This is a genomic window from Modicisalibacter radicis (genome assembly GCF_900961225.1).
Taxonomy (GTDB): Bacteria; Pseudomonadota; Gammaproteobacteria; order Pseudomonadales; family Halomonadaceae; genus Modicisalibacter.
Genome location: NZ_CAAHFN010000067.1, coordinates 16,160 through 38,521 on the forward strand (window position 1 = coordinate 16,160; position 22,362 = coordinate 38,521).

The window sequence follows — 22,362 nt, forward strand, 5'->3', positions numbered from 1 at the left end:
GCTTGCCTGGCGGCACGCCAACAGGCAGCTACTGAGTCAATGTTCAGCCGCGGGCACGCACCTTCTCCAGGATGCGCGGCACCCGCTTGTCGCCGGCCTCGCCGCACAGCAGCATGCGCAGGCCGCTGGTGGCCCAGCTACGCAGCGCCGAGTCGGCGGTGGTGACGTTGGCCAGCCAATAGACGGCCTCTTCCCGGGAAAACATCGCGACGCGGCGACCGATCAGCTCGATACGGTCAACGTCTTTAACCTTGCTCTGCAGGCGAAAGAACAGCGCCAGGCGCGCGCCGGCGGCCTCATCCAAAGGGAAGTTAAGGTCAGTCTGCTTGAGTCCCTCGACTGACATGTAACTCTCCAGGCCCAAGGGGATGCCCTGCTCGTCCTTCACGTCTTCCAGGATGCGCTTGAGCACCGGCAGGCAGGCGCGCACGCTCTCGCCATGCAGGGTACCGCGCTCCACATGCTTGGCGCGCGGATTGGTGAGTCCTTCGATGTCGTCGCGGTCCTCCGGGGCAATACGCTCCTTGATGATCAGCACCGGCGACGGAAGATCCTTGTGGCGCGTCAGTCGCAGCACGTAGGGCGAGCGTTTGGCCAGCTTGGCCAGCTGAGCCTCGTCAGCCTGATTGCTCTTGCGGCGGCGGCGGGAAGCCGCCTCCTTTGCGGTAGTGGCCATCAGTGGTGTTTATCCTTCCAGTAGCTCAAGCTTCTTAGTGAACCTGCAGTTCGGGTCCAGTTCTCCCAGCGTCAGACGAACCTCATGCTTCTCAGTGGTGAAACGCAAACGGCTATTAAGTGAAGCAAACAGGGCTCGACTCTCGACCAGAGCGCCTACCGTGCTCGGCCCCAGGATCAACTGGAAACGCCCCTTGTCGGGTGTTTCCGCGCCGATCTGCAGCGTCTGCACCTCGGTCTTCGATTGGGCCAACCCCGTGCCGGAAAGCAGGTTGAACAGCTGCTTGATATTCTCTGGAGTGCGCAGGACGAATGAGCGGTTCTCCACCTTGGGCTTGGTGATCCATCCGCGGGCCTGGGCCGTCTGGTAAGGCACCACGATACCGCCCTTCACTCCCCCCAACGGGACGCTGTCGCCGGTCATCGCCTGCTCGGGGTCAGCATCGCCTTCTTCGTTGAAAGCGTCTTGAGGGTAGGCCACCAGCTGCCGCTGAGCGAAGAGGTTCTCCAGCTGTTGCTGGAAGACGTGGGCATCGACCTTGTCGTGCTCCTGCTCGATGATCTTCGACAGTTGCCCGAGGTCGACTTGATCGCGACTTTCGATGGTCTGGCGGATCCAAGCACCCACAGTGTTAGGGTCGCGCACGATGCTTTCCAGCCAGCCCAACTGCTTGGCATGCTCCTTGGTGCAGAGGATCCAGCCTTCGCCTTTGTTTTCCAAGGGCTCCACTGTGAGCGGGGGCGGGTTGTCCTTGTGATAGAGAGCATCGGGCTTATGGCTGGACTTGTCGGGCATATGGCCCAGGCACCAGCTGCTGCGCTTGGCGCCCTCCACCAGCACAGTGGCGAGCAGCGCCGGGCGCTGCAGAATCGGCCAGTTACGGCGGGTAGCGAAGCGCTCGATCAGATCGCTGACGTTGACCTGCTTTAAGCTATCGAAGAACAGCTTGCCGAGCAGCGTGATGGCCTCTGCGGTGGAGGCCCGCTCTTCAGTAATCAGCTCGCCCTCCTCGGCCAGCTGCTTGAGGATGGCATCCTCCAGGTGCAGGCCACCGGAGCCGCCCGCAGTGGGGCCGGCGCCCCGCTTGCCGAGGTCCCGGACCACCACGCGGCCGCCTTCACGCCCCGGGTAGATCAGGAACCGATAGGCCTCATCAATAGCAGTGCGCAGCTCGGCCGGACTCTTGGCGGCGCGATCCTTGAACTCGCCCTTTTGCAGCTGTTCATGGCTGACGCCCCAGTTCTCGGGGTTCTCCTTGAGGCGCTCCAAGGAAATCGCCTTTCGCGCCAGGGTGAGAATGTTCTGCCGAGTGCGGTGTTCCTGGTGGGTGCGCGACTCCGTCCAGGTGGTGCTGGCGATGTGGCAGGTGCTGGGAGCCAGAAGGAAGACCTGATTCTGATACTGACGCACCGCGTCACCGCGCCGCTCGACGTAGCGCGCCGGATCCACCTCTTCCACCTCGAAGGCGAGGATACCCAGCTGTGGCTTGGGGGTCTTGTCGGGGATGCCCTCGCTGTCATCGATATTGGAGTGAACATCGAACACAGAAGAGCCCTTGATCAGGCTGCGGACCACCTGTTCGACACGCGTCATGGCCTCTTCTTGAGCCACGTTGCCCTCGATACGGCGCAGGATGTTGTTAAGGGTCGGCACGGTATCGGCGTAGAGCCGCCCATTGCGCTCTCGCAGGTAGTTGGCCTCGCGCTCGATAGTTTCCAGCGCCGATCGTACGGTGGCCGGTTTGATGGCCGGCGAGGCCATTTCATACACAGCCGAGGTGATGTCGATACCGAACTTCTCGTCCTGCAGGCCGCCACCGCGGCCGATCAGGCTGTGCAGGAAGACCGAGCGCCAGGCCCATTCATGCACCGGATAGCCATCGGGGTGAGGGTTGGCAGCATCCAGCTCGCCGGCCACGGTGCGGCTGGTGGCCTGGGTGCCGGAGGCCTTGCTGATATCGGAATCCAGCACAGGAACGAGGTCACTATTCTCCGTCTTGCCCAGTAGCTCATTGCGGATGGTGCTGTCCGAGAGATCGATATGGCCGATCTGGATCAGCGGAATGGTCAGCTTGGCCTCCCAGATACGTCGCACGGCACGCGCCAGGGTACGCAGCAAGCCGCGAGTGCCCTGAAAACTCTCTACCTGGGCCAGCTCTTCAGAGAGAAACTCAATCAGCGTGGGATGGAACGGATAGTGCGCAACCAGCCGTTCGTGCAACTGCGGGTCGTTTGCACCGGCAGGCAGATCGGTGCCGGCTTGGCGGTAGGTCTCGATAAACGCAGAAGCCACCTCGCTTGCTGTCGCCTGGTCAACCGAGACAAACAGCCGCTTGGCCATGATGCGGGAAAGATCCCCCTCCTGCACCGGCGTGGTAGCCTCCGAGGTACGGTTGACCACATCCAGCACGCCACGCTGAGCCTCACGCACTACAGCTTCGGCCTCTGCCGAGCTCATGCTGTGAGTCGACTGAAGCTTGCGGATCAGCTTGTTGAAGTCGCCAAAAGCGTTGGTGGCCGAGGCCAGACTCAATACCACCGAAACATTGGCTTTGCCCGCGGCGTAGGTTGAGAGCGACATCAGGAAGGCCGCCGACTGTTCGGCGCCTACACCAGGAAAAGCGGCCTCAATACGCGAGAGGTACTGGGCAATCTCGTCGATGATGATTAGCGTCGGTCGGTCGCCGAACAGCGTATCGAAGAATTCATCCGAGGCAGGCGCCGAAGCGTCATCCAGACGCGATTGGATCGAGGCCTGCTGCTCGGTGGAAAGCGTCTGCTGGGCGATCATCCACCACAGGGTATTGGGCTTGGACGAGGAGCCACCGGCGGTTTCTCGCAGGGTATCCACTGTGTCGCCAATGACGCCGACCACCTGCACCTGGCCCGGCGCTGGCAAGCGCTCGGGAGCGAGGATCCCAGCCATGTGCTCGGCCAGCGGTTGCCCCTGCATGGCGGCATGAGCTAGGGCGATCAAGGTATGGGTCTTGCCACCCCCGAAGGCGGTATCGAGGCGCTGCAGGGCGGGGCGCGACAGGTCGCCGTTGGTCAGCCGAGCGAGGGCGTTATCCAGGATGGTGCATAGCCCCTGGGTCGGATGCGTGGCATCTCGGAAGAAGGCTACCGGGTCCGAGTAAAGCGAGCTTGCCCCTTCGTGAGCCTCACCTTTGCGATAGTCGCCCAGCACGCGGCTAAGACTAGCGGTGAATATTTCAGGGTTGAAGGTTCCCGCCAGGATCTCGGGGCGTGGATGACAGGTGGAAAGAACGTCTTGCATTGGTTGCTCCCTGCAGTGGCACCAAGGCGGCCTCCATGAGGAGTTGAGCCCTGGCCAGCTCGTTTATGGCTTTTTGGGCTATGTTACGCCAGCGGTGCCAAGCTAGGTAAGGGGCTAAGCATCCAACTACACCAGCTATAACCGATCAATATCTCGGCAGCCGTTGATCTAGCACGGCAGACACGGGCCCTAAAGGCCTGCCGGTTTATGATTCGGCTAGCCCATCGCACTTTCACGTGGAAAAAAATAAATCCCGCCATACGGCCGGTGCCGCCCCTGAAGGCAGCGCCGGCGTTGTGCTTTGGTTGACGTTCAGAGGTACCCAAGCTCTGCAAAGGATGAGCAACCTTCGGTCCCAACCACGATGTGATCGATGATGCGGATTTCCACCAGGCCCAGAGCTTCATTGAGCCTTTGCGTGATGCGCCGGTCAGCATCGCTGGGCTCGGGATCTCCAGAGGGGTGATTGTGCACCAGGATCACCGCGGCGGCGTTGCAGGCCAGAGACTGCTTGACCACCTCACGGGGATAGACGCTCGCCGAGTCGATGGTGCCGCGAAACAGCTCCTCGAAGCGGATCACCCGATGCTGGCTGTCGAGGAAGACGGCACTGAACACTTCGTGCTCGTAGTCCTGTAACAGCACCTGCAGGTGTTCGAACGCCAGCGCAGGCTGGGTGATCTTGCGTCCCCTGGCCAGCCGGCGACGAGCGAAGGCCTTGGCGATGCCCAAGAGCTCCGCCTCAGTCACCGTGTCGGTGATGCGATAGGTGCCGGCGGTCTCGCCGGCAGTCAGCTTGCGGTGGTTCATGATGTTGCTCCTCAGGCCGCCATGACCATGGCCATGCGACGCTCCAACTCCTCATAGAACGCCTCGACGCGCTCAGCGATGGTGCGAATCATCGCCTCGTCCCGGTAGGCCCGCTTCACGAACAGCGGCATCCCGGGCCAGTAGCTGACGAAATCGATCCACTCCCGCTCGCTGACCCACAGGCCGCCCTGGCACTGGGCGATGTGCTCTTGAGGCAGCTCATCGGCCAGCAGTAGCTCGATCTGGTACTTGGGCAGCTTGGTCTTGATCTCGACGAGGCCGTTGCCATCCACCAGGCAGTCCGGCGAGTAGCCCACCCCGTGGTTGAGGATGATGCCGACCTGCTCAAGACCCGGTAGTCCTGTGGCTTCTTGGTAGAGCTCTCGGGCCACGGGTTCCAACTCGTGTCCCCGTTGGATGTGGGGGTTTCCCTGGAAGGCATCAGAGGGCTCGCCGGTGATGCGTTCGCCAATCAACTGGTGCATGTAGCTCATCGCACCGGCTCCGAAGCCTGCTGGCCCCTTGCCCTTGACCAGCAGCGTCTTCAACTCGGACATGGTGATGATACCGAGCCTTGCTGCATGCCACTCGGGCGTGCCTTGGTCCAGTGTCAGGATTTGCATGATGTTCTCCTTCTCGATGACACGGCATAAGCCAGCGAGGGGAGGTTCCCTCGCTGGCCACTTAGTGACGTTGATGGTTGGGCTGGTTGGGTTGAGCCCGTTTCTGAAGGGAAGCCCGAAGCTTGTCGAAATCGCCGCGCGGCACCTGCTCAGCCTCGCCGTACTTGCCGACGAACCATTCCTGAGTCGTCGGGGGACAGGCGGAGATCAACTGTCGGATCTGCCCGGCCTGAAAAGGCGTGACCAGCTTGACCGGAGCGGCGGCGTGGCCGTTGTCGTCCTGGCCCCGGGTGGTGATGTTGAGCAGAGCGCAAAGCACATAACGCTTGCCGTAGCTGGTGGAGGATCCAAAGGCCTGTACAGCGTTCTTGTTGCCGCTGCTATCGGCCGGCAGCAGCATGCTGGTCTCTTCCCGATGACCGTCCTGGTGCATGAGCACCCCAGTGACCTGAATGCCGCGTTCCTGGGTTTGAATGCGGAAGCTCACCGCGAAGCCATGTGTCTTCATGATCGGACGCACGGTATCGACGATGTCTTCTAGGGTGGCGTAGTGACCGTTGTTGCCCTGGCCGCGCTCGACGATGCTGGGCAGCTCCGTCTGCATGGCTGCCATGGCCGCGCTGTAGGCCATCAGCGCCTGACGATCGAGCACACGCTCCTGCATCTGCAGCAGACGCTCCATCTTGTCGATGTCGACCTCAGGGTTGAGGGCGGCCCGTTCGATCACCTGGATGATCGCCATGCTGTCAGGGGTGGCTTGAGTAACCGGTGCTCGGTTGGCGGTCTTGGGATGAATAGGGGTTGCCATAATGGCCTCCGTTAGCGATAGCGCTGGATGACGTCAGGGAGTTGGTCGATAGGCACCGGCTCAAGGGTCAGGGCCACGCGATAGACACAGCCCTCGGCCAGTACATGGGTTTCTGTCGCGTGTTCGCCGGCCTCCAGCAACTGACGTGTCAGCTGGGTCAGGACATGGCACATTTCGAACGTCATGGGCGGTTGCATGGGCATCTCCAGAAACAGCAACGCCCGGCCTTTGAAGGGGCCGGGCGCTATGCCGTGGTGAGGGAAAGACTCAGTGGGGGTGTTGCTACCGGGGAATCAGCCCACCAGCGCAAGTGCTGACTCCAGGGCCTTGTCCTTGAGACCGGCCCCCTGGCCAAACCAGGCGGAATCCATCCGATAGTCGCTGCTACGGGCGCGCTTCTCGTGATCCACGTACTCGGTGACCGCGTTGAGTAGCCCCCAAGCGGTGCCTTGCGCCGTGCACAGCCGAGAGCCACGCCCTTCACCCTGATAGAGCTTCTGGACGCGGTTGAGGGCGCGAACGTTGGGCAGCTTGGACGGATCCTCCAGCGGCGCCTCGGCGTTGCAGATCACCGCCTGGAAATAGGCTCTCGCCTCCTCCTGGCTAACCTTGCGCTCGGCCAGGGTCTTCAGGCGATACATGAAGTCGTCCCACTGGGACACGGAGATCCCTAGCTGCTGCTTGACTAGCTGCGGCCGAAACTCAGTGCTGTGCGGCACCTTCACTCCTTGCGACATGCCGTCCACGGCGATGGACAGAGTGTTGTTGCAGACCACCCGCACCGAGGTCGGGCTAGCGACGGTGGCCAGAGATCCATCGCAGGACGTCGCCAACAGCAAGTAGTCGTTGACCTGGTCCTGCCCCTTCAGAGCTCCACCCAGGCCACTCTTGGCCAAGGCCCAGAACTTGCGGCCACCCTTGAGCACGCCAGCAGTCTCGAGCTCATAGCCTGCGTATTCCGTGAGGTCCCGGTAGAACTCCAGTACCTCCTCCGGTTGCACCACCTTGTAGCGCTGGGAGACCACTGATAGCGGGTCCTTGGTGTCGGAGCGATAGAGCACCTTCTGCTCCGGAAAGGAATGGATGCTCCCCAGGTGGCCCTCGCCATCTGCGATGAAGCGCACCGGGGATTCATCGATGTGCCAATCCATGCCTGCTTGCTGCCGCCAGACTTCCAGCGGCTGGTGACGAGACAGCTGCTGGCCCAGGCCATGCCAGGGGGTGTCACCGACGTAGGCCATGTGTTCAATTTGATGTGCCATGGGAAAAGCTCCTTGAGAGACGCACACGGCATAACGGCCTGCTCTCCAAAGAAAGCGGGCCAACCGTGAGCATGTTGAGAAAGAGAATTGAGGGGTCACCACCAAAGCAGTGATGGACGCGCTAGAGCGTGTCGAGAGGAGTCAGTCGAAGTGGGGGCGAAAGGTGTGGCCACAGGCCCGGCACTCGAGATTGTCGAGCACCTGATCATCCAGCTGGCTGCCAAGACGTGCCCCGACGACACCGCCCGCCGTGCCACCAACCAGTCCACCAAAGACGGCTCCGGCGATACTACCAACGGCGATCCCTACCGGACCGCCTACTGCACCAACCAACGCGCCTGCCTCGGCGCCACTCCAAGCACCGGCCGCTCCACTCGCTGTGCCGGCTATGGCGCCAGTGGTTCCCCCTAGCTTACGCCCGCGATGGAGGGTATGGACTCGACGCGAGCCACAGCTCGGACACGTAATCATAAAGACCTCCTGACGTGAGAAATAACGCTCGTCGAAGCCATTGCTTCTCGACTTCAGGGAGGTAGTACGTGGCTGAAAGTTTTTTGAATTTAATCAATCATGGATTTTTAAGGTGATGCTGAAATAGCAATGAAAGCCCTTTCCCACCACGGCAACACTCCGTGAAACATGACATTATTCGACTCGCAGACAGCCAACCTCCTTCGCTTCCGTACTTTTTCACCTCAAGGATTAATCACATGAGACGATCTCATAGGCGAATCACGAACAGAATTGCGAGCCTGATTGGCTCGCGTTATTTAGAGAAAACCGAGTGGGATAACTTTTTACGCCAACAGGAAAAACAACCGTCTGGCCACACTGGCGTTTATTAATTAACAATACTAGGAGATCTAGAGCCAGAAAACAACACTAATCCGGTAAACGGTAGTATGGTGTTCTAGATACCCTTATATTGCTTACCCTTCTATAACACCCAATACAAGCCTAATCAATTCATACAGCATTAGCACAAGTGGAACATAGGCAACCCTACTCAAAGATTAACCTATTGCTTATTAGCTCGTACAGCACTGTCATTAAAATCTCGCCATGACCGCCCATTATGCCTAGCACTCGATTCATTCGAATAAATTCTCGTTCAAGCTTGCCTAAACCTGTTTGACATTTACCAGAATGCCATGTTGCTTTTAGAGGTGATCTGACACCTCAATGATCCCCTTAAAACTCCCTAGCAGAGAAAAACTCATGTCCATGAACCCTAACTCGATTTTTTATCTTCAACCCAAGCGGCACCCCTTGCGCAAACATCTAACTTGCCACTGGGGCGACACTTACCGGGGCTACCATGTGAAGCAGGATCGTGAAAAGGGCCCTTTGGTGCTGAATTATTTAAACGAGGCGTTTGATCTTATCAAATACCTACAGTCAAAACACTATCACACTTTTGGATTCCGGCTAGACCTGCATATCCCTGAGGACATGACTGACCCACTAAAGTACGACCACAACGGCTTGATAAGAAAATTCCAAAATCAACTACAAGCGGAATTAAATCGCTCAAGTGGTAGGCGCTCAGCAAAACTACATGTGATATGGGCGAGAGAAAAGCTGGACCGAGTATGGATGAAGCGCAAGCGTAGACGAGGGGATAAAGTCCTTGATCCTGATACGGCCAAGCCCCATTACCATCTCATTATTCTAGTCAACGGCGATGCCTTTAGAAACTTGGGGAGTTACAAACCCACACCTAAAAGCGATGATCAATACCTGAGCGAAACAATGGCGCATCGAGTGATTCGTTCTTGGGCTTTCGCCTTGGGCAATCGTGCTCATTCCAAAATGCCGGGATTGGTCGACTTCTGTAAACAAATCCGATTTAAGGAAATCCCAGCCAAGGATGGCAAGCCGGCAAAGAATATTGTCGTCAAGAAAGTTATGCCCTTTCATATCTACCGTAAAGATGGTCCAGAAGCCCTGGTCGAGATCATGTTCGCAGCTAGTTACCTTTGCAAAGCTTACTCGAAGGATCTAAGTCCGGGTGTTCGGTGTTTTCAAACCACCCAGTTTACCCCCGATGTCGCGCATGCGGTTTGGATGGTTGAAGAGGAAAAAAACTACTACGGCAAGCCCTACGCCTTGCGCCATGGGCTTGGTCGGGTAGAAGGCGCCGATTGAGCTAGCGTGCGTGAGGTTTCGCTATGCATACCGCTCAGTCTTCTTCTGAGTCAACAGAGCCCTGATGGTCCTTGGCACAGGACTGCCTATCCAAAATTTTTCTATATACGCTTGATGCTAACAGCGAATTCCTCGAATATTCGCTTTTTTCGCAACACACAAGAATCTCAAGCCATGCAAAATCATGATACAGCTGCACCATTTGAATTTCCGCCGCTTGATGCCGAGTGGCCTCGGCTCAGCGGGTCATCCAGGCTACAAGGTGCCGTTGACGAAGTAGCCCATGAGCTTCAGGTGAGGCCAGAAATGGTCCTGACGACAGCGCTTGGGGCGCTTTCTGTCGCCTGCCAAGCTGGTTATATGGTCAAGATGCCGGGCAGGGATGTGATCCACCCTGTATCGCTGATGCTGCTAACGGTGGCTGAGTCCGGCGTCCGCAAGACCGCCTTGGAATCGAAATTCTTCAAAAGCATTCGCGATTTCCAAAAAAAACAAGAAAACGAAAACATAACGCGATTGCGCAAGTATGAGTTCGATCATGAATTGTGGAGCACCAAACGCCAAACACTTCTCTCTTTGTTACGTAAGGCCGTGAGAAAAGGGGAAGACTGTGAAAAAATTGAAATGCAGCTCAGAAACATGGAAGACGAGAAGCCCGATCTTCCCAAAACTTTTAACTTGCTACATGAAGACACATCGATTCAGGCACTTCTCAAATCGATGCACGATCATCACCCCGTCGCTTGCTTAGTTTCCAGCGAGGCGGACGAGATACTTAATGGCCTTGCCATGCAAAAAACCAGTGCGATAAATTCACTTTGGAGCGGCAGTGATGTTACGGTTGGACGCAGCAGCAGGCCAAGTTTCACTATTACAGGTGGGCGCCTGACCGCCGCTCTGATGACACAAAAAAGCTCTGTTCAGAATTACTTGGAAAAACGAGGAAAACGAGCTCGTGGATCAGGGCTATTAGCTAGATTCTTAACGGTCTACCCTCAATCTTTTATAGGCTATCGGGACTCTGGCGCGGGAAAATCCGAAAAAAGCCCATACTGTGATTCTTTTAACCAACGGATTCGTGAGCTGATATCTAGAACGCTTGATGATAACGAAAAAAAGCTTTCCAAACCAAAAGTTCTTGAGTTTTTACCAGAGGCAATTAAAGAGTGGAATGCGACCGAAAAATTCATCGAGGATCAATGCCGCACTAATGGAATTTATGAGCAAGCCACGGACCATGCCGGTAAATTAATGGATAACATGAACCGTGTCGCCGCTCTTATCCATCTCTGTGAAAATGACAGAGGCAGTATTACAAAAGAAAACTTTATCATCGCCCGAGATATATGCTTGCATTATTCCATGCATTTTCTTGAGCACCTAGTACCTGAGACACAGGCACAGCAGGATGCTAAAAAATTATACAATAAAATGTATGCTTACCAAGATCAACATAATAACAACTTTAAAACCAGCTGGATGCTCCGCTACAGCCACCTCACTCGCGACCGCCTGGACGAGGCATTGGCGATACTTGAGGAAAACCAATATGTAGAAAGCTTTCAAAAAAACCATTATCGTTTTCACCCCGACAAAGTCGGAGAAAAACCAAGACTCAACCCTGGATCTTACAGAAGCATGCTACATCAATGACTAAAAACCACACTTGGTCATGTTTTCGAGACAATAATCAACACGATTGGCTGCTGGTTCAACATTTATTCTAATATAGTAGCCAACACCCTCACCACCCGCATGGTGTTCATCGAGGCCTCCTAGGAAGGTTGATTGATTCGTATCTTCATACTCCCGGATAGGCCCCGTAAGAACCACCTCCCGACAGATCACATCTAGACATACACCATCGGGCCCTATACATTTGCGTATAACAAAATTTTGAAAGCTAACGTGCATAGGCTGACCTATATGAATGACGACACTTCCATCGGCTCACGGCTACGAAGGCTCATGGAAGAGCAAGAACTCGGGGAAAACGGTCTCGCCAGGCGTGCTGACATCCCCCAACCCACCATCCACCGAATTTTGAAAGGCTCCAGCAAATCGCCAAGAATCTCAAATCTTGAGAAAATTGCACAAGCGCTGGGCACCACTGTCAGCTATCTCGCGCATGGCGATCCGCTACGGCAGCACACTGATCTGAACGAGACTTCTGTCCCCAAAGCAGTGGGCATCAAGCCTAGCCTCGCCTCAGCGCTCAGTCGAGCAGGTGCAGCGGCCATGGCGTCGCCCGCGTATAGCGTGGCATCAGCAAAGCTAACTCCACCCATATACCGCTATCCGCTATTCAGCTGGGCACAGGCTGCAGCTATTCGCCAGCCTCACAGGGCTGAGGACTCAGCAGATCTGGGAGTGGAGCCCAGTAGCTTTCAGACTGAAGGCACTGGTTTCTGGCTTGAAATCAGAGGCGATGCCATGGCTGCCCCGATAGGAGTGGCACCCAGCCTACCAGAGGGGACCATGGTACTTTTCGACTCAGACGCTCCTGCCATCCTTGGAAAGCTAGTCCTTGCCACGCTTCCAGACAGCCAAGAGGCCACGTTCCGTAAACTCATCAAGGAAAGCGGTCAGCGCTACCTGAAGCCCCTAAACCCGTCTTATCCATTGATTTTGCTGGATAATTCTTCAGAAATCCTTGCGGTTGCCCTCGAAGCCAGAATCCGACTTTAAGCCCACCTATACCTCCAATCCGCTCATTCGAAGTATTTTGACGACCACGCCAATACATAAACGCATTGACAGTCCAATACGCTTAAGTATTATCCACCCTAAACCAACTATTTCCTTTTGGGATAGAGCTTAGGGGGAGAGGCAAGTATGGGGGAGCGTCTACTCCGTCCGGAACAAGTCGCAGGCCAGCTGGGTATGAGCCTGAGCTGGGTATATGGGCACAAACACGAAATCGGCTTCATTCAGTTTGGGAGCGCGGTACGTTTTGATCAGGCAGAGGTTGAGGAGTACGCTCAGAAGTGCAGGCGCGGTCCTCAGCGGAAGGAGGATCGGAAATGGGATACACAGTCTCGCACCGGAAAGATCGCGGCACGTGGATCGTCCGCTGCACGGTCAACGGCCAGCGTACTCAGCGAACTTTTCGCACAGAAGGAGAGGCAAGGCAGTATGCGCTGAAAGCAGGTGCTCAGCACCAAGAGGATGAGTTCAACGGTGTCATGGGCCGCAAGCCCAAGTACACCTTCTCCGAGGGGCTGCAACGCATGGTCAGCGAATACGATGTCCGCTCCCAGAAGCAACACATCCTGCTTGTGGCGCGATGGATGGATGAACATGCTTCTGGCGTGATCATCGGGCAGGAGTTGCTGGACGCGGCGCGCAGGATGCAAAAGGCTCTCAAGGTGAAGGGACTGGCGCAGTCGACCATCAACAATCGTATCCAGGTCGTCAAGCGAGTCCTCTCGCTTTCGTACCGCGAGTGGGACTGGATCGATCTGCCGCTGGACGGCAAGCTGCGCAAGCCATCACCCAAGAACGAGCGCCATATCTACCTGACCGAGATGGAGCTCGCCGAACTACTTGAAGCAGTGCCGGAGCGCTACAGGATCGAGCGAAAAGTGATCTTGCTGGCAATGCTGACGGGCATGAGGCGTGGGGAACTGATGGCACTGGAATCAGGGAACGTCTACAACGGCCGTATCGTACTCAGGCCCAATCAGACGAAGAGCGGGAAGCCGAGGATAATACCTCTGACGGAGGAAGCCCTACCACTGGTGGAAAGCTTGCCGTTCGATACGACGGGTGACCGGGTGCGTGGCGCGTTCGAGAAAGCCAGGGAGAAGATTGGTCGCCCTGACATCCGCTTTCACGATTTGCGTCACTGCTATGCCTCATTGCTAGCGAGCAAAGGGGAGGCACTGACGAGCATCAGGGATCTGCTCGGTCATTCGTCACTGACGGTGACCAGCCGCTATGCCCATGCCGATCCAGCAAGATGGGAAAGCGTGATGGCGAAGTTGCCGCGGATCAGCAACCAAACCGCAACCACACATTGATAGAAAGCAGCCCTTGGCTACGTAACCGCCTGATTTTATTGGTGGGCCCAGTCAGACTCGAACTGACGACCAAGGGATTATGAGTCCCCTGCTCTAACCAACTGAGCTATAGGCCCGTGTTGCGCGGCGGTATGATAGCGAATGCCGCCGCGCGCGACCAGTGCCGCAAAGACCGCATTCCTTTCAGCGTTCCCCACCTGCCCGGCCATGGTGGCGGTGGTTGCCGGCGCGACGCGGCTCACACCGGCTCCTGGCGGCCTATTTGCGCCACGGCGTCGCGGCTGGCCGCCTTGCGCGCTTCGCCCGTCAGTTCGTGGAGACTGCCCTGGCGCATCTCGAGCAAGCGGTCGGCCTGGTCGAAGTAGTGATCGTCGTGGCTGATCACCACCAGCGTCTTGCCCAGGGCACGCAGGCGCGGCAGCAGCTGGCGGTAGAAGACGCGCCGGAACTGCGGGTCCTGGTCGGCCGCCCACTCGTCGAGCAGCAGCAGGTCGCGCTGCTCGGCGAGCGCCAGCAACATCGCCAGGCGCTTACGCTGCCCCTGGGAAAGGTTCACGCTGGCCACCCGGTCGCCGTCGAAGTCCAGCTTGTCCTGCATGCCCAGCGCAGCGAGCCAGTCGTCGACCAGCGCGGGGTCGGGGGCCTCGCAGGCCGGCCCCATCAGGCGGTCGAAGAGGTGAAAGTCGGTATAGATCGCCGAGAAGCGCTGGCGATAGGTGCTCCACGCCTCGCCCTCCAGCGGCGTGCCATCCACGCGGATCCGCCCGCTCCGGGGTCGGTAGAGGCCGGTCAGCAGCCTCGCCAGGGTCGACTTGCCGCTGCCGTTGCCGCCGATCAGGAACACTGTCTCGCCACGCCGCAGCGTCAGGTCGAGGGGGCCGATGGCGAATCCCTGGCGCGCCTGTTCATCGGGGTAGCGGTAGGTCACCCCCTCCAACGCCAGCACCTGCCAGTCGCTGCTTGCCGCGCTACGTCCGAAGTCGTGGCGATGTTCGGCCAGCGCCAGTTCGTTCAACTTGTCGAACGCCACGCGGGCGTTGATCAGCGGTGGAAAGGCGCCCACCGCCTGGATCAATGGCGCCCGCAGGAACAACAGCGTCAGCGAGAACGTGGTGGCGACCTGGGGCGACGCCCAGCCCAGGCCATTGGCCAGGAAGAACACCACGCCGATGGCGCCCAGCATCATGATGTTGAACCAGTTGACCGCGCTGAGATGGAAGGTGTCGCCGCGGATGATATGGTGCCGATACGCCAATGCATCGGGCGTGTAGACGTCGCGATACAGCCACTCGGCCCGGTCGCGATTGAGCGCCAGTTCCTTGCGCCCCTCGATGACCGACTGGTAGTCCGCATAGAGGCTATCCTCGATGTCGCGCAGCCTGGCCATGTGCCGGTAGACCCGGGCCACCAGGCGCACCCCCACCAGGATGGTGACGACCACCCACAGCGCCGTCACGCCCAGCATGGCGGGCGAGAGCCAGGCCAGGTAGAACGCCGCCCCCAGGGTCAGCACCCCGCCCTGCACCAGTTCCGGCAGGCGCACGAAGGCAACGGTGATGTAGCGCACGTCGGTGGCGAGGCTGGCCAGCAAGCGCGCGCTGCCCAGTCGCTCGACCCGTTCGATGTCGGTATCCAGGATGCGCTTGATCAGCTGGCCGCGCAGCCGGTAGACGAAGTGATGGCCCAGCGTCGTCAGGGCCAGCTGCGAGGCCAGGGTGATCGCCAGCAGCAGCCCGATCAGGCCCAGGAACAGCGGCAGCACCCGCCAGGGTTCGGCCAGGGCATCGAGCATCCGCTGGTTGATGAAGGCGATCACGCCGATCCCCAGGCCCGCGCTGGCCATGCTGAGCGCCACCACGGCCACGAAGGGCCAGCGGTAGTCACGCCATACGATCTTGAACAGCTCCATCACAGGCTCCCTGGCGGTTCGAAGGGTCAGTGCCGGCGTCTGGCCGGGCGATTCTCGGGCTTCAGCGGGCAGCCACCGCATAGCGCCTCGCCGGGCAGCCGATACTTGACGCAGCACAGCCGCCGCACCCGAGCCGGTGCCTCGCCGCCCAGATCGAGATAACGCACCGGCCGGTAGAGGGGATTGCGTCGGCCATCCGGCAATACGCGCATCTCCAGGAAGCGCAGCAGCGGTTCGCCGGCGCCGCCGAAGGCGGGGTGCCGCGAGCAGGTCCGTGCCGCATACTCCACGTAATGCCCGAGATTGCTCCAGAACACCTTGGGCGAGAGACCCGAGAGCGCCGCCAGCGCCTCGATCAGTGGCGCGCAATGGTCGTCGAGCAGATGCCGGAAGCGCGCCTCGGGCGCCCGGGAGGGCAAGGGGCGCCCTCCGTGGGGCAGCCAGAGCCGCGCCGTCTCGCCCTTTTCGCCCACGCTGAGACGCATCCCGTCGGGCGCCACCGGCAGCTCGAGTTCCAGCAGCAGGTTGGCGACCAGCGTGGGGATCGACACGGCACTCAGGTGGTACTTGGACCAGAGCGAGGCCGCCGCCTTGCGGTCGGCCCCCGCGCCGAAGCCTGCCACCAGCCGATCCAGCAGCCCGCCCAGCACCTCCCGGTCGAGCAGTGCGGCAGCCGGGAGCGTCGGCCCCTCGGGCGTGCCGAAGGCCGGTGCCTTGAGAGCATCGAGGGGTGGCCGGCGATAGAGCGCCAGCAGGGCGTCGGCGGGCGCTTCCAGCGGCGACGCCAAGGCGGTCCTCTCGTTCATGGGCAACCTCCGCTGGTGATGACCGGGCCCGTCACAGTCGCCGCAGCCCCCACATGAAGTAGGCGCCACCGATCAGCGACGCCACCAGCCCCGCCGGCATGTCGAAGGGGAAGATGATCTGACGCCCCACCCAGTCGGCCAGCACCATCAGCAGCATGCCCACCAGCGCCGCGCCCAGCAGGTGCTGGTAGGCTCGTGTCAGACCCAGCAGCCTGGCCATGTGCGGCGCCAGCAAGCCGACGAAGGAGAGCGGCCCCACCACCAGGGTGGCGCAGGCCGTCAGCAGCGCCACCAGCAGCAACAGCAACAGGCGCGCCCGGTTGAGGGTAATGCCCACGGCCCGCGCCGTGGGCGCCCCCAGCGGCAGGATGTCCAGCCAGCGGGTGAGCGGCAGCGTGCACAGCGTCAGCACCGCCGCCAGCGTGCCCACCACCAGGGCACTGGTGAGATCGACGTAATAGGTGGAGCCCGCCAGCCAGGCGATCACCTGCTGGCCACGCGGGTCGCCAGCCGACAGGATCACGCTGCGCACCGCATCGAACAGCGCGCCGACCGCCACCCCGGTCAGCAGCAGCTGCTCGGGCACGAAGCCGCTGCGGCGGTTGAGGGCCACCAGCACCAGCAGCGTGGCCAGCGCCCCCAGGGTGCCCACTCCCACCAGCATCCCGCTGGTGGGCGACGGCAGCAGGAAGATCCCCAGGATCAACGCAATGGCGCAGCCACCGCTGATGCCCAGCACCTCGGGGCTGGCCATGGGGTTGGCGGAAAGCCGCTGCAGCAGGGTGCCGGCCACGGCCAGCATCAGGCCGCTGGCGGCGGCGGCCAGCACCCGGGGTACCCGCCACTGCAGGACCTCCCAGTTGTCCGGCGACAGCCAGTACCAGCCGCTCCCCCCCTGGCCCAGCAGCAGGCCGAGCCCCACCGCCAGCAACAGGGCGATCGCCAGTCGTGTGGCCAGGCGCCCCGGCGCCGCGTGCCGATTCGCCAACGCGACGGTCGGCTGCGGTGCCCGGTCGCCCTGCAGCTTCAAACGCGGAATCAGCCACATCAGCAGCGGCGCCCCCAGGGCCCCGGTCACGGCACCGGTGGGAATCAGTATCGGCAAGGCCCCCAGGAAGTGCTGCAGCAGCAGGTCGGTGGTGGCCAGCAGCACCGCCCCGAGCAGCGTGCCCCACAGCAGCCGCTCGCCGAGGCGCCGCGCCCCCGCCAGACGCACGATATTGGGCGCCGCCAGGCCGATGAAACCGATGATGCCCACCACACTGACGATGCTGCCGGTGATGAACACCGCCAGCCCCAGGCCGGCGAAGCGCAGGTACTTGAGCGACACGCCCAGGCTCCTGGCGCTGGCATCGTCCAGCTCCAGTACCGCCAGGGGCCGCAGCAGGAAACACGCCGCCACGCCGGCGATGGCCAGCCGCGGCCAGAGGGTCGCGACACCGTCCCAGCCATTCTGGGCCAGCGAGCCGGCCCCCCAGATCAGCAACCCCGACAACGCCTCGTGATTGAACAGCAACAGCGCGGTGGACACCGCGCCCAGGTAGAGGTTGACCACCAGCCCCGCCAGCACCACCACGATGGGAGCCAGCCCGCGCCGCCAGGCCAGGGCGCATACCAGCCCCACCGCCAGCCCGCCGCCGGCCAGCGCCACCCACTCGCGGCCCATCGACACCAGGCCCGGTGCCAGCAAGGTCGTCGCCATCAACGCCAGATTGGCGCCCGAGGCCACCCCCAGGGTAGTGGGCGACGCCAGCGGGTTGCGCAGCACCTGCTGCATCAGCACCCCGGCCAGCGCCAGCCCGCCACCGGCCAGCAGCGCGATCATGAATCTCGGCCACCAGGCGTAGAACAGCAGCAGTTCGTCGATGCTCCGCAGCGAGGAGGCGAACAACGTCTTCACCCCCAGCGCCACCCCGCCCTGGGCCTCCAGGCCCATCCACAACAGCACCAGCAACGGCAGGCTCAGCAGCAGGCAGGCGCGTGCCGGTGCCAGGCCGCGTGGCGCATGGTACGCCCCGGCCGTGTTTGCTTTCATCTGGCGCCGGCCCCCTTCGATGCCCCGTCGTTCCTCATTTCTGTATCCCGTGCCTGGCTCATGCCGATTGGTAACGATTATCAGTCAATTTAGCATTTGCACTTGCCTCGCGGCTACAGCCACCCATGGCTTCTCCTGCTGATGCGGGTCACATGGGCAGGCGAACCCGGTAGATAAAAATAACGATTCTCGTTTACTCTATGGGCATCGAATCGCTGTGCAAGGAACCCACCATGTTCGAGGTCAAAGGCGCCACCTTCGAGGCCAACGGCAAGCGCCTGCTCCATCCCGTGGACCACCGGTTCGAGGAGGGCAAGGTCTGCGGCCTGATCGGACACAATGGCTCGGGGAAATCGACCCTGGTCAAGCTGCTGGCCCAGCAACAGCCGGCCAGCCAGGGGGAGATCCTGCTCGACGAGCGGCCCTTGCGCGACTGGGGCCACCGGGAGTTCGCCCGCCGGGTCGCCTATCTGCCCCAGCACCTGCCCAGCGCCGAGAACCTGACCGGACGCGAACTGATCGGCTTCGGCCGCTACCCCTGGCACGGCCTGCTGGGGCGCCATACCCACGAGGACAAGGCCGCCGTCGAGCGGGCCATCGAACTCAGCCATACCGAGGCCTTCGCGGACCGGCTGGTCGACACTCTCTCCGGCGGCGAACGCCAGCGGGTCTGGCTGGCCATGCTGCTGGCCCAGGAGAGCCGCTTCCTGCTGCTCGACGAACCCCTGGCGGCCCTGGACATCGCCCACCAGGTGGAGGTGCTGGCCCTGGTGCGCAAGCTCTGTCACGAGCTGCAGCTCGGGGTGATCATCGTGCTGCACGACATCAACATGGCCTCGCGCTATTGCGACCACCTGCTGGCGCTGCACAGCGGCCGGGTGCTGGCCGAGGGTCCTCCGGAAGCGATGATGAACGACGCCACCCTGGAGTCCATCTATGGCCTGCCCATGCGCGTGATTCCCCATCCCAACGGCGAGCATCGCATCGCCGTGGCGCACTGAAGTGACAAACTGAAGAGGTCTCGCTCGGCGGGGGGCCCGGACATGACGCGATGTATCGCGGCACGAAAACCGCGACATCATGTAATAACCGCCTACGACTCAGCAGCGAGTAGGCGTCAGGGGTAGTTTCGACGAGAGTGGACCACGGATGTGATCTCGATGCGGTCCGTTACCTGGTAGACCACGATGAAATTCGGATGGGCCACGATTTCCCGCGTGCCGGGCAAGCGCCCACCTGGTGTAGGTAAGGATGTTCAGCCACCAAGGCTATGGCTGCTTCGATACGGGTGCGAAGCCGCCGGGCGGCTTGAGGATCGCGTTCAGCGATGTAAGTGACAAGCTCTAGCAGGTCGTCAATCGCCGCGTCATGCCAGTGGATCGGCAGGCTCAAGAGGCCCCGCCACGTTGGCGTTGCTCCGCATCGGCGATGATCGCATCGACCTTGCCCATGACTTGATCGTGAGGCATTCCCTGACCCGGGTTGTCGAGGCTCCGCTGGACCTTGGCCCGGAACCAACGGTCATAGCTGTCGGCCTGTTCCTGCGTCTCGAATTCCGAGACGATGGGATCTAGCTGGGTGCTCATGGTCGCGTCTCCTTGAATGCCTTTAACTTAAACGATGACCCGCGGTTTGACATCCTTCCCCCGAAAGCCCTTTCCCGCTTGGCGGCCAAGGCGCCATGGCCGTTCCAGTGGCCGCCTAGGAGGCCACCTCCGCCCCCGTGGCAGACGCCGGTTCGGCAACCCTCAATTGCCCGCTCTCCAGGCGCAGCAGCCGGTCGCCAAGGTGGAAATAGCGATCGTCGTGGGAGATCACCAGCACCGCCTTGCCCATGCGTTTCAACTCGGGCAGCACCTCGCGGTAGAACACGTCCTTGAACACCGGATCCTGGTCGGCCGCCCACTCGTCGAAGACCAGAAAGGGGCGGTCCTCGAGATAGGCCACCACCAGGGCCAGCCGCTTGCGCTGCCCCTGCGACAGTGCCTGGGTGGTGAAGGCCCCCTCCTTCACCTGCACCTTGTGCTGCAGGTGAAGCTTGGCCAGCAGGCGGTTGCCTTCGGCGTCAAGCTCGGCACGCGGCGCTTCCAGCAGCCGCTCGAAGAGGTGGAAGTCGGAGAACACCACCGAGAACAGCTGCCGGTAGGCGTCGCGATCATGCGCCTCGATGCGCTCGCCGTCGAGCCATATCTCGCCCGCCTCCGGCGGGTACAACCCCACCAGCAGCTTGGCCAGGGTGGTCTTGCCGCTGCCGTTGCCGCCGACCAGGAAGGTGATCTCGCCGGGACGGAACTCGAGATCGAGCGGCCCCAGTTCGAAGACGTCGTCGCTCTGCTCATGGTAGTAGCGATGGCGGACGCCCTTCAGGGTCAGGCACTCGAAACGCTCCGCGGGCGGCGTCGCTGCATTCGCCGTGGCGGGTATGCCGCTGGTAAGGGCATCGATACTGGCGGCGGACACTTTGGCCAGGTTGGCTCGCGGCACGTTCATCAGCAACCCTTCCAGGGGCGTCATCATGTAGACGAACACCAGCGCAAAGCCGGTCATGACCCGGTTCGTTCCGGCGCCATCGGCCACCAGCACGAACATCACCAGGCCGATGAAGGCATAGATCAAGAACTGCCCCCAGCTGTTGGACATCACGAACAGCGACATCCCCCGGGTTCGCAGGCTGCGCACCGTATCGATGGAGCCGCCGAGCACATCCGTGGTAAAGGCCTCGCGCTTGCGGCGATGCAGCCGCAACTCCTTGGCCCCTTCGGTCAGCGAACGAAAGTACCCGAACAGCCGATCCTGTTCCCGGGAGGCACCATCCAGGTAGCGGATGGCCCGCAGATGGGCGAAGTGGTAGCCCAGCGACCCCAGCCCCAGCACCGCCATCGCGGCCAGGAATATCGGCCACGACAGCCACGCCATGTAAACCAGGCACCCCACCACCACCACGCTATTGGTCAGGATGACCGGCAGGCTGACGAAGAACTGAGCCACATTGGTGCTGTGTTCCGACAGCGCCGACTGCACGCGCGGCCCGCCCAGTTGCTCCAGGCGACGCAGATCCGCCGCCACGACGCGCCGGGCAATGAACTGGCGCAGGTGAGCCAGGCACGTCTGCCCCAGGCGCTCGAACAGCACGGCCGAGGCCATTCGGCTGCACAGCAGCCCCACCGCCACCAGGGCGAACGTCCAGGCGATGCTGGCGCGGGTGTCAGCGTCCGCGGTCAAGGCGGCATTGATCTGGACGATCAACAGCACACCGCAGAAGCCGGCCATGATGCTGGCCGCCATTGCAGCCAGCATCAGCCAGCGGGACCGACGGATCAGGTAACGCAGCACGGCAACCTCATTGCGCAGGGAGTGTGCCTATCCAGACGAATCGAGCGTCGAATTTTTCAACACGCCACTCATCGCCATTCGGCTCGCGCCGGCCACTCACGCTAGCCGCCCTTCCCCTTGCCTGACCGCGCCCTCCATCGGCGGGCGCTTATTTGCATAGATATCATGAACAAGACGCACTCTCATCCGTCTGCATAGATACACCGGCGATCGAGCCCATCGCGCCACACATCCAGGCAAGGGAGCATCCACTTGTTCGATAGTCACCTCGCGAAGGAGCCGCAGGCCGAGACGCCACCTCGACCGATGCCTTTCCGCGCCGCTCCCGACGGCGACCCGCTGGAGATCGTCGGCGACGCACGGAGCCTCACCGCCCGGGATCCGCAGGGCCACGCGTGCGGCTGGTGGTCCCTGGAGCACACCGCGCAGGGCGTCGTGCTGGACTGGGCCGGCGCCTGCGCCCGGGAGCCGGGCGAGAAGGAAACCCTCGCCGCCATCGAGGCGGTCTTCGCCGGCCAGCCGCACATCCAGGCGCTGAACCTCGCCCCCGCCCTGGCCCGGCTTCCCGGCCTGGTGCGGTCCGGCCTGGTCCCCCGACGTCCGGACGTTCCGCCCCGCGTCACCCAGGAGGCGTTCTTCCAGCAACCCCGCCTC

20 protein-coding genes and 1 tRNA gene are annotated in these 22,362 nt (G+C 61.0%); 7 read left to right on the plus strand and 14 right to left on the minus strand.

All coding sequences use genetic code 11. The features are described from left to right. Positions 1–43: 43 nt before the first annotated feature. The 7 genes from HR9077_RS12640 to HR9077_RS12670 all read right to left on the minus strand — a co-directional run bounded on the left by HR9077_RS12640 (position 44) and on the right by HR9077_RS12670 (position 7,455). A complete protein-coding gene (locus HR9077_RS12640) occupies positions 44–676 on the minus strand; it encodes a DUF7680 family protein (RefSeq protein WP_136067363.1) in 633 nt (210 codons plus the stop codon). Positions 677–685: 9 nt separating this feature from the next. Continuing rightward, positions 686–3,952: a DUF499 domain-containing protein gene (locus HR9077_RS12645; RefSeq protein ID WP_136067364.1), complete on the minus strand. Its 3,267-nt coding sequence runs from the start codon at positions 3,950–3,952 to the stop codon at positions 686–688. A 312-nt stretch (positions 3,953–4,264) separates the two neighbouring features. Next, positions 4,265–4,762 carry a RadC family protein gene (gene radC / locus HR9077_RS12650; RefSeq protein WP_136067365.1) on the minus strand — a complete coding sequence of 166 codons (498 nt, stop codon included), beginning with the start codon at positions 4,760–4,762 and terminating at the stop codon, positions 4,265–4,267. An 11-nt stretch (positions 4,763–4,773) separates the two neighbouring features. Then, a complete protein-coding gene (locus HR9077_RS12655; protein WP_136067366.1) occupies positions 4,774–5,385 on the minus strand; it encodes a lambda exonuclease family protein in 612 nt (203 codons plus the stop codon). Positions 5,386–5,446: 61 nt separating this feature from the next. Beyond that, positions 5,447–6,127, minus strand: coding sequence for an ERF family protein (locus HR9077_RS12660; protein ID WP_244613198.1), 681 nt, complete (start codon positions 6,125–6,127; stop codon positions 5,447–5,449). Between the two features lie 77 nt (positions 6,128–6,204). Beyond that, positions 6,205–6,390: a hypothetical protein gene (locus HR9077_RS12665; protein WP_136067368.1), complete on the minus strand. Its 186-nt coding sequence runs from the start codon at positions 6,388–6,390 to the stop codon at positions 6,205–6,207. A 96-nt stretch (positions 6,391–6,486) separates the two neighbouring features. Continuing rightward, positions 6,487–7,455, minus strand: a complete 969-nt coding sequence (locus HR9077_RS12670) for a DUF932 domain-containing protein (RefSeq protein ID WP_136067369.1) — start codon at positions 7,453–7,455, stop codon at positions 6,487–6,489. 150 nt (positions 7,456–7,605) lie between these two features. Between HR9077_RS12670 and HR9077_RS21910 the strand changes: the two genes are divergently transcribed. The 5 genes from HR9077_RS21910 (at position 7,606) to HR9077_RS12695 (ending at position 13,625) form a co-directional block, all read left to right on the plus strand. Next, entirely contained in the window at positions 7,606–7,866 is a 261-nt protein-coding gene (locus HR9077_RS21910) for a hypothetical protein (RefSeq protein ID WP_168380945.1), read from the plus strand. Between the two features lie 807 nt (positions 7,867–8,673). Next, the gene (locus HR9077_RS12680; protein WP_168380946.1) at positions 8,674–9,603 is read left to right on the plus strand and encodes a YagK/YfjJ domain-containing protein; all 930 of its coding nucleotides are present in this window, start codon (positions 8,674–8,676) and stop codon (positions 9,601–9,603) included. 174 nt (positions 9,604–9,777) lie between these two features. After that, the gene (locus HR9077_RS12685) at positions 9,778–11,256 is read left to right on the plus strand and encodes a YfjI family protein (protein WP_168380947.1); all 1,479 of its coding nucleotides are present in this window, start codon (positions 9,778–9,780) and stop codon (positions 11,254–11,256) included. Between the two features lie 273 nt (positions 11,257–11,529). Continuing rightward, positions 11,530–12,291, plus strand: coding sequence for a helix-turn-helix domain-containing protein (locus tag HR9077_RS12690; RefSeq protein ID WP_136067373.1), 762 nt, complete (start codon positions 11,530–11,532; stop codon positions 12,289–12,291). A 335-nt stretch (positions 12,292–12,626) separates the two neighbouring features. Then, on the plus strand, positions 12,627–13,625 hold the full coding sequence (locus HR9077_RS12695; RefSeq protein ID WP_136067374.1) for a tyrosine-type recombinase/integrase: 999 nt from the start codon (positions 12,627–12,629) through the stop codon (positions 13,623–13,625). Positions 13,626–13,664: 39 nt separating this feature from the next. On the opposite strand, the gene HR9077_RS12700 is transcribed toward HR9077_RS12695, so the two are convergent. From HR9077_RS12700 to fhuB, 4 genes are all read right to left on the minus strand, one after another. Continuing rightward, positions 13,665–13,741: transfer RNA gene (locus tag HR9077_RS12700), tRNA-Ile, on the minus strand. A gap of 122 nt (positions 13,742–13,863) precedes the next feature. Next, the gene (locus HR9077_RS12705) at positions 13,864–15,534 is read right to left on the minus strand and encodes a multidrug ABC transporter permease/ATP-binding protein (protein WP_136067375.1); all 1,671 of its coding nucleotides are present in this window, start codon (positions 15,532–15,534) and stop codon (positions 13,864–13,866) included. 26 nt (positions 15,535–15,560) lie between these two features. Continuing rightward, entirely contained in the window at positions 15,561–16,340 is a 780-nt protein-coding gene (fhuF, locus tag HR9077_RS12710; RefSeq protein WP_136067376.1) for a siderophore-iron reductase FhuF, read from the minus strand. A gap of 31 nt (positions 16,341–16,371) precedes the next feature. After that, complete coding sequence (gene fhuB, locus HR9077_RS12715; protein WP_136067377.1) at positions 16,372–18,375, minus strand: Fe(3+)-hydroxamate ABC transporter permease FhuB; 2,004 nt, start codon at positions 18,373–18,375, stop codon at positions 16,372–16,374. 233 nt (positions 18,376–18,608) lie between these two features. On the opposite strand from fhuB, the gene HR9077_RS12720 reads away from it, so the two are divergent. Beyond that, a complete protein-coding gene (locus HR9077_RS12720) occupies positions 18,609–19,376 on the plus strand; it encodes an ATP-binding cassette domain-containing protein (protein ID WP_136067378.1) in 768 nt (255 codons plus the stop codon). 169 nt (positions 19,377–19,545) lie between these two features. Here HR9077_RS12720 and HR9077_RS12725 read toward each other — a convergent pair whose 3' ends face one another. From HR9077_RS12725 to HR9077_RS12735, 3 genes are all read right to left on the minus strand, one after another. After that, positions 19,546–19,767, minus strand: coding sequence for a type II toxin-antitoxin system RelE/ParE family toxin (locus HR9077_RS12725; RefSeq protein ID WP_244613200.1), 222 nt, complete (start codon positions 19,765–19,767; stop codon positions 19,546–19,548). Then, positions 19,764–19,961 (minus strand): type II toxin-antitoxin system RelB family antitoxin, encoded by a 198-nt coding sequence (gene relB / locus HR9077_RS12730; RefSeq protein ID WP_136067379.1) that lies wholly within the window; start codon positions 19,959–19,961, stop codon positions 19,764–19,766. The genes HR9077_RS12725 and relB overlap by 4 nt, the downstream gene beginning before the upstream one ends. Before the next feature lie 115 nt (positions 19,962–20,076). Next, the gene (locus HR9077_RS12735) at positions 20,077–21,708 is read right to left on the minus strand and encodes a cyclic peptide export ABC transporter (RefSeq protein ID WP_136067380.1); all 1,632 of its coding nucleotides are present in this window, start codon (positions 21,706–21,708) and stop codon (positions 20,077–20,079) included. 252 nt (positions 21,709–21,960) lie between these two features. On the opposite strand from HR9077_RS12735, the gene HR9077_RS12740 reads away from it, so the two are divergent. Beyond that, the coding region (locus tag HR9077_RS12740) for a hypothetical protein (protein WP_210725920.1) at positions 21,961–22,362 on the plus strand (402 nt) is incomplete at its 3' end.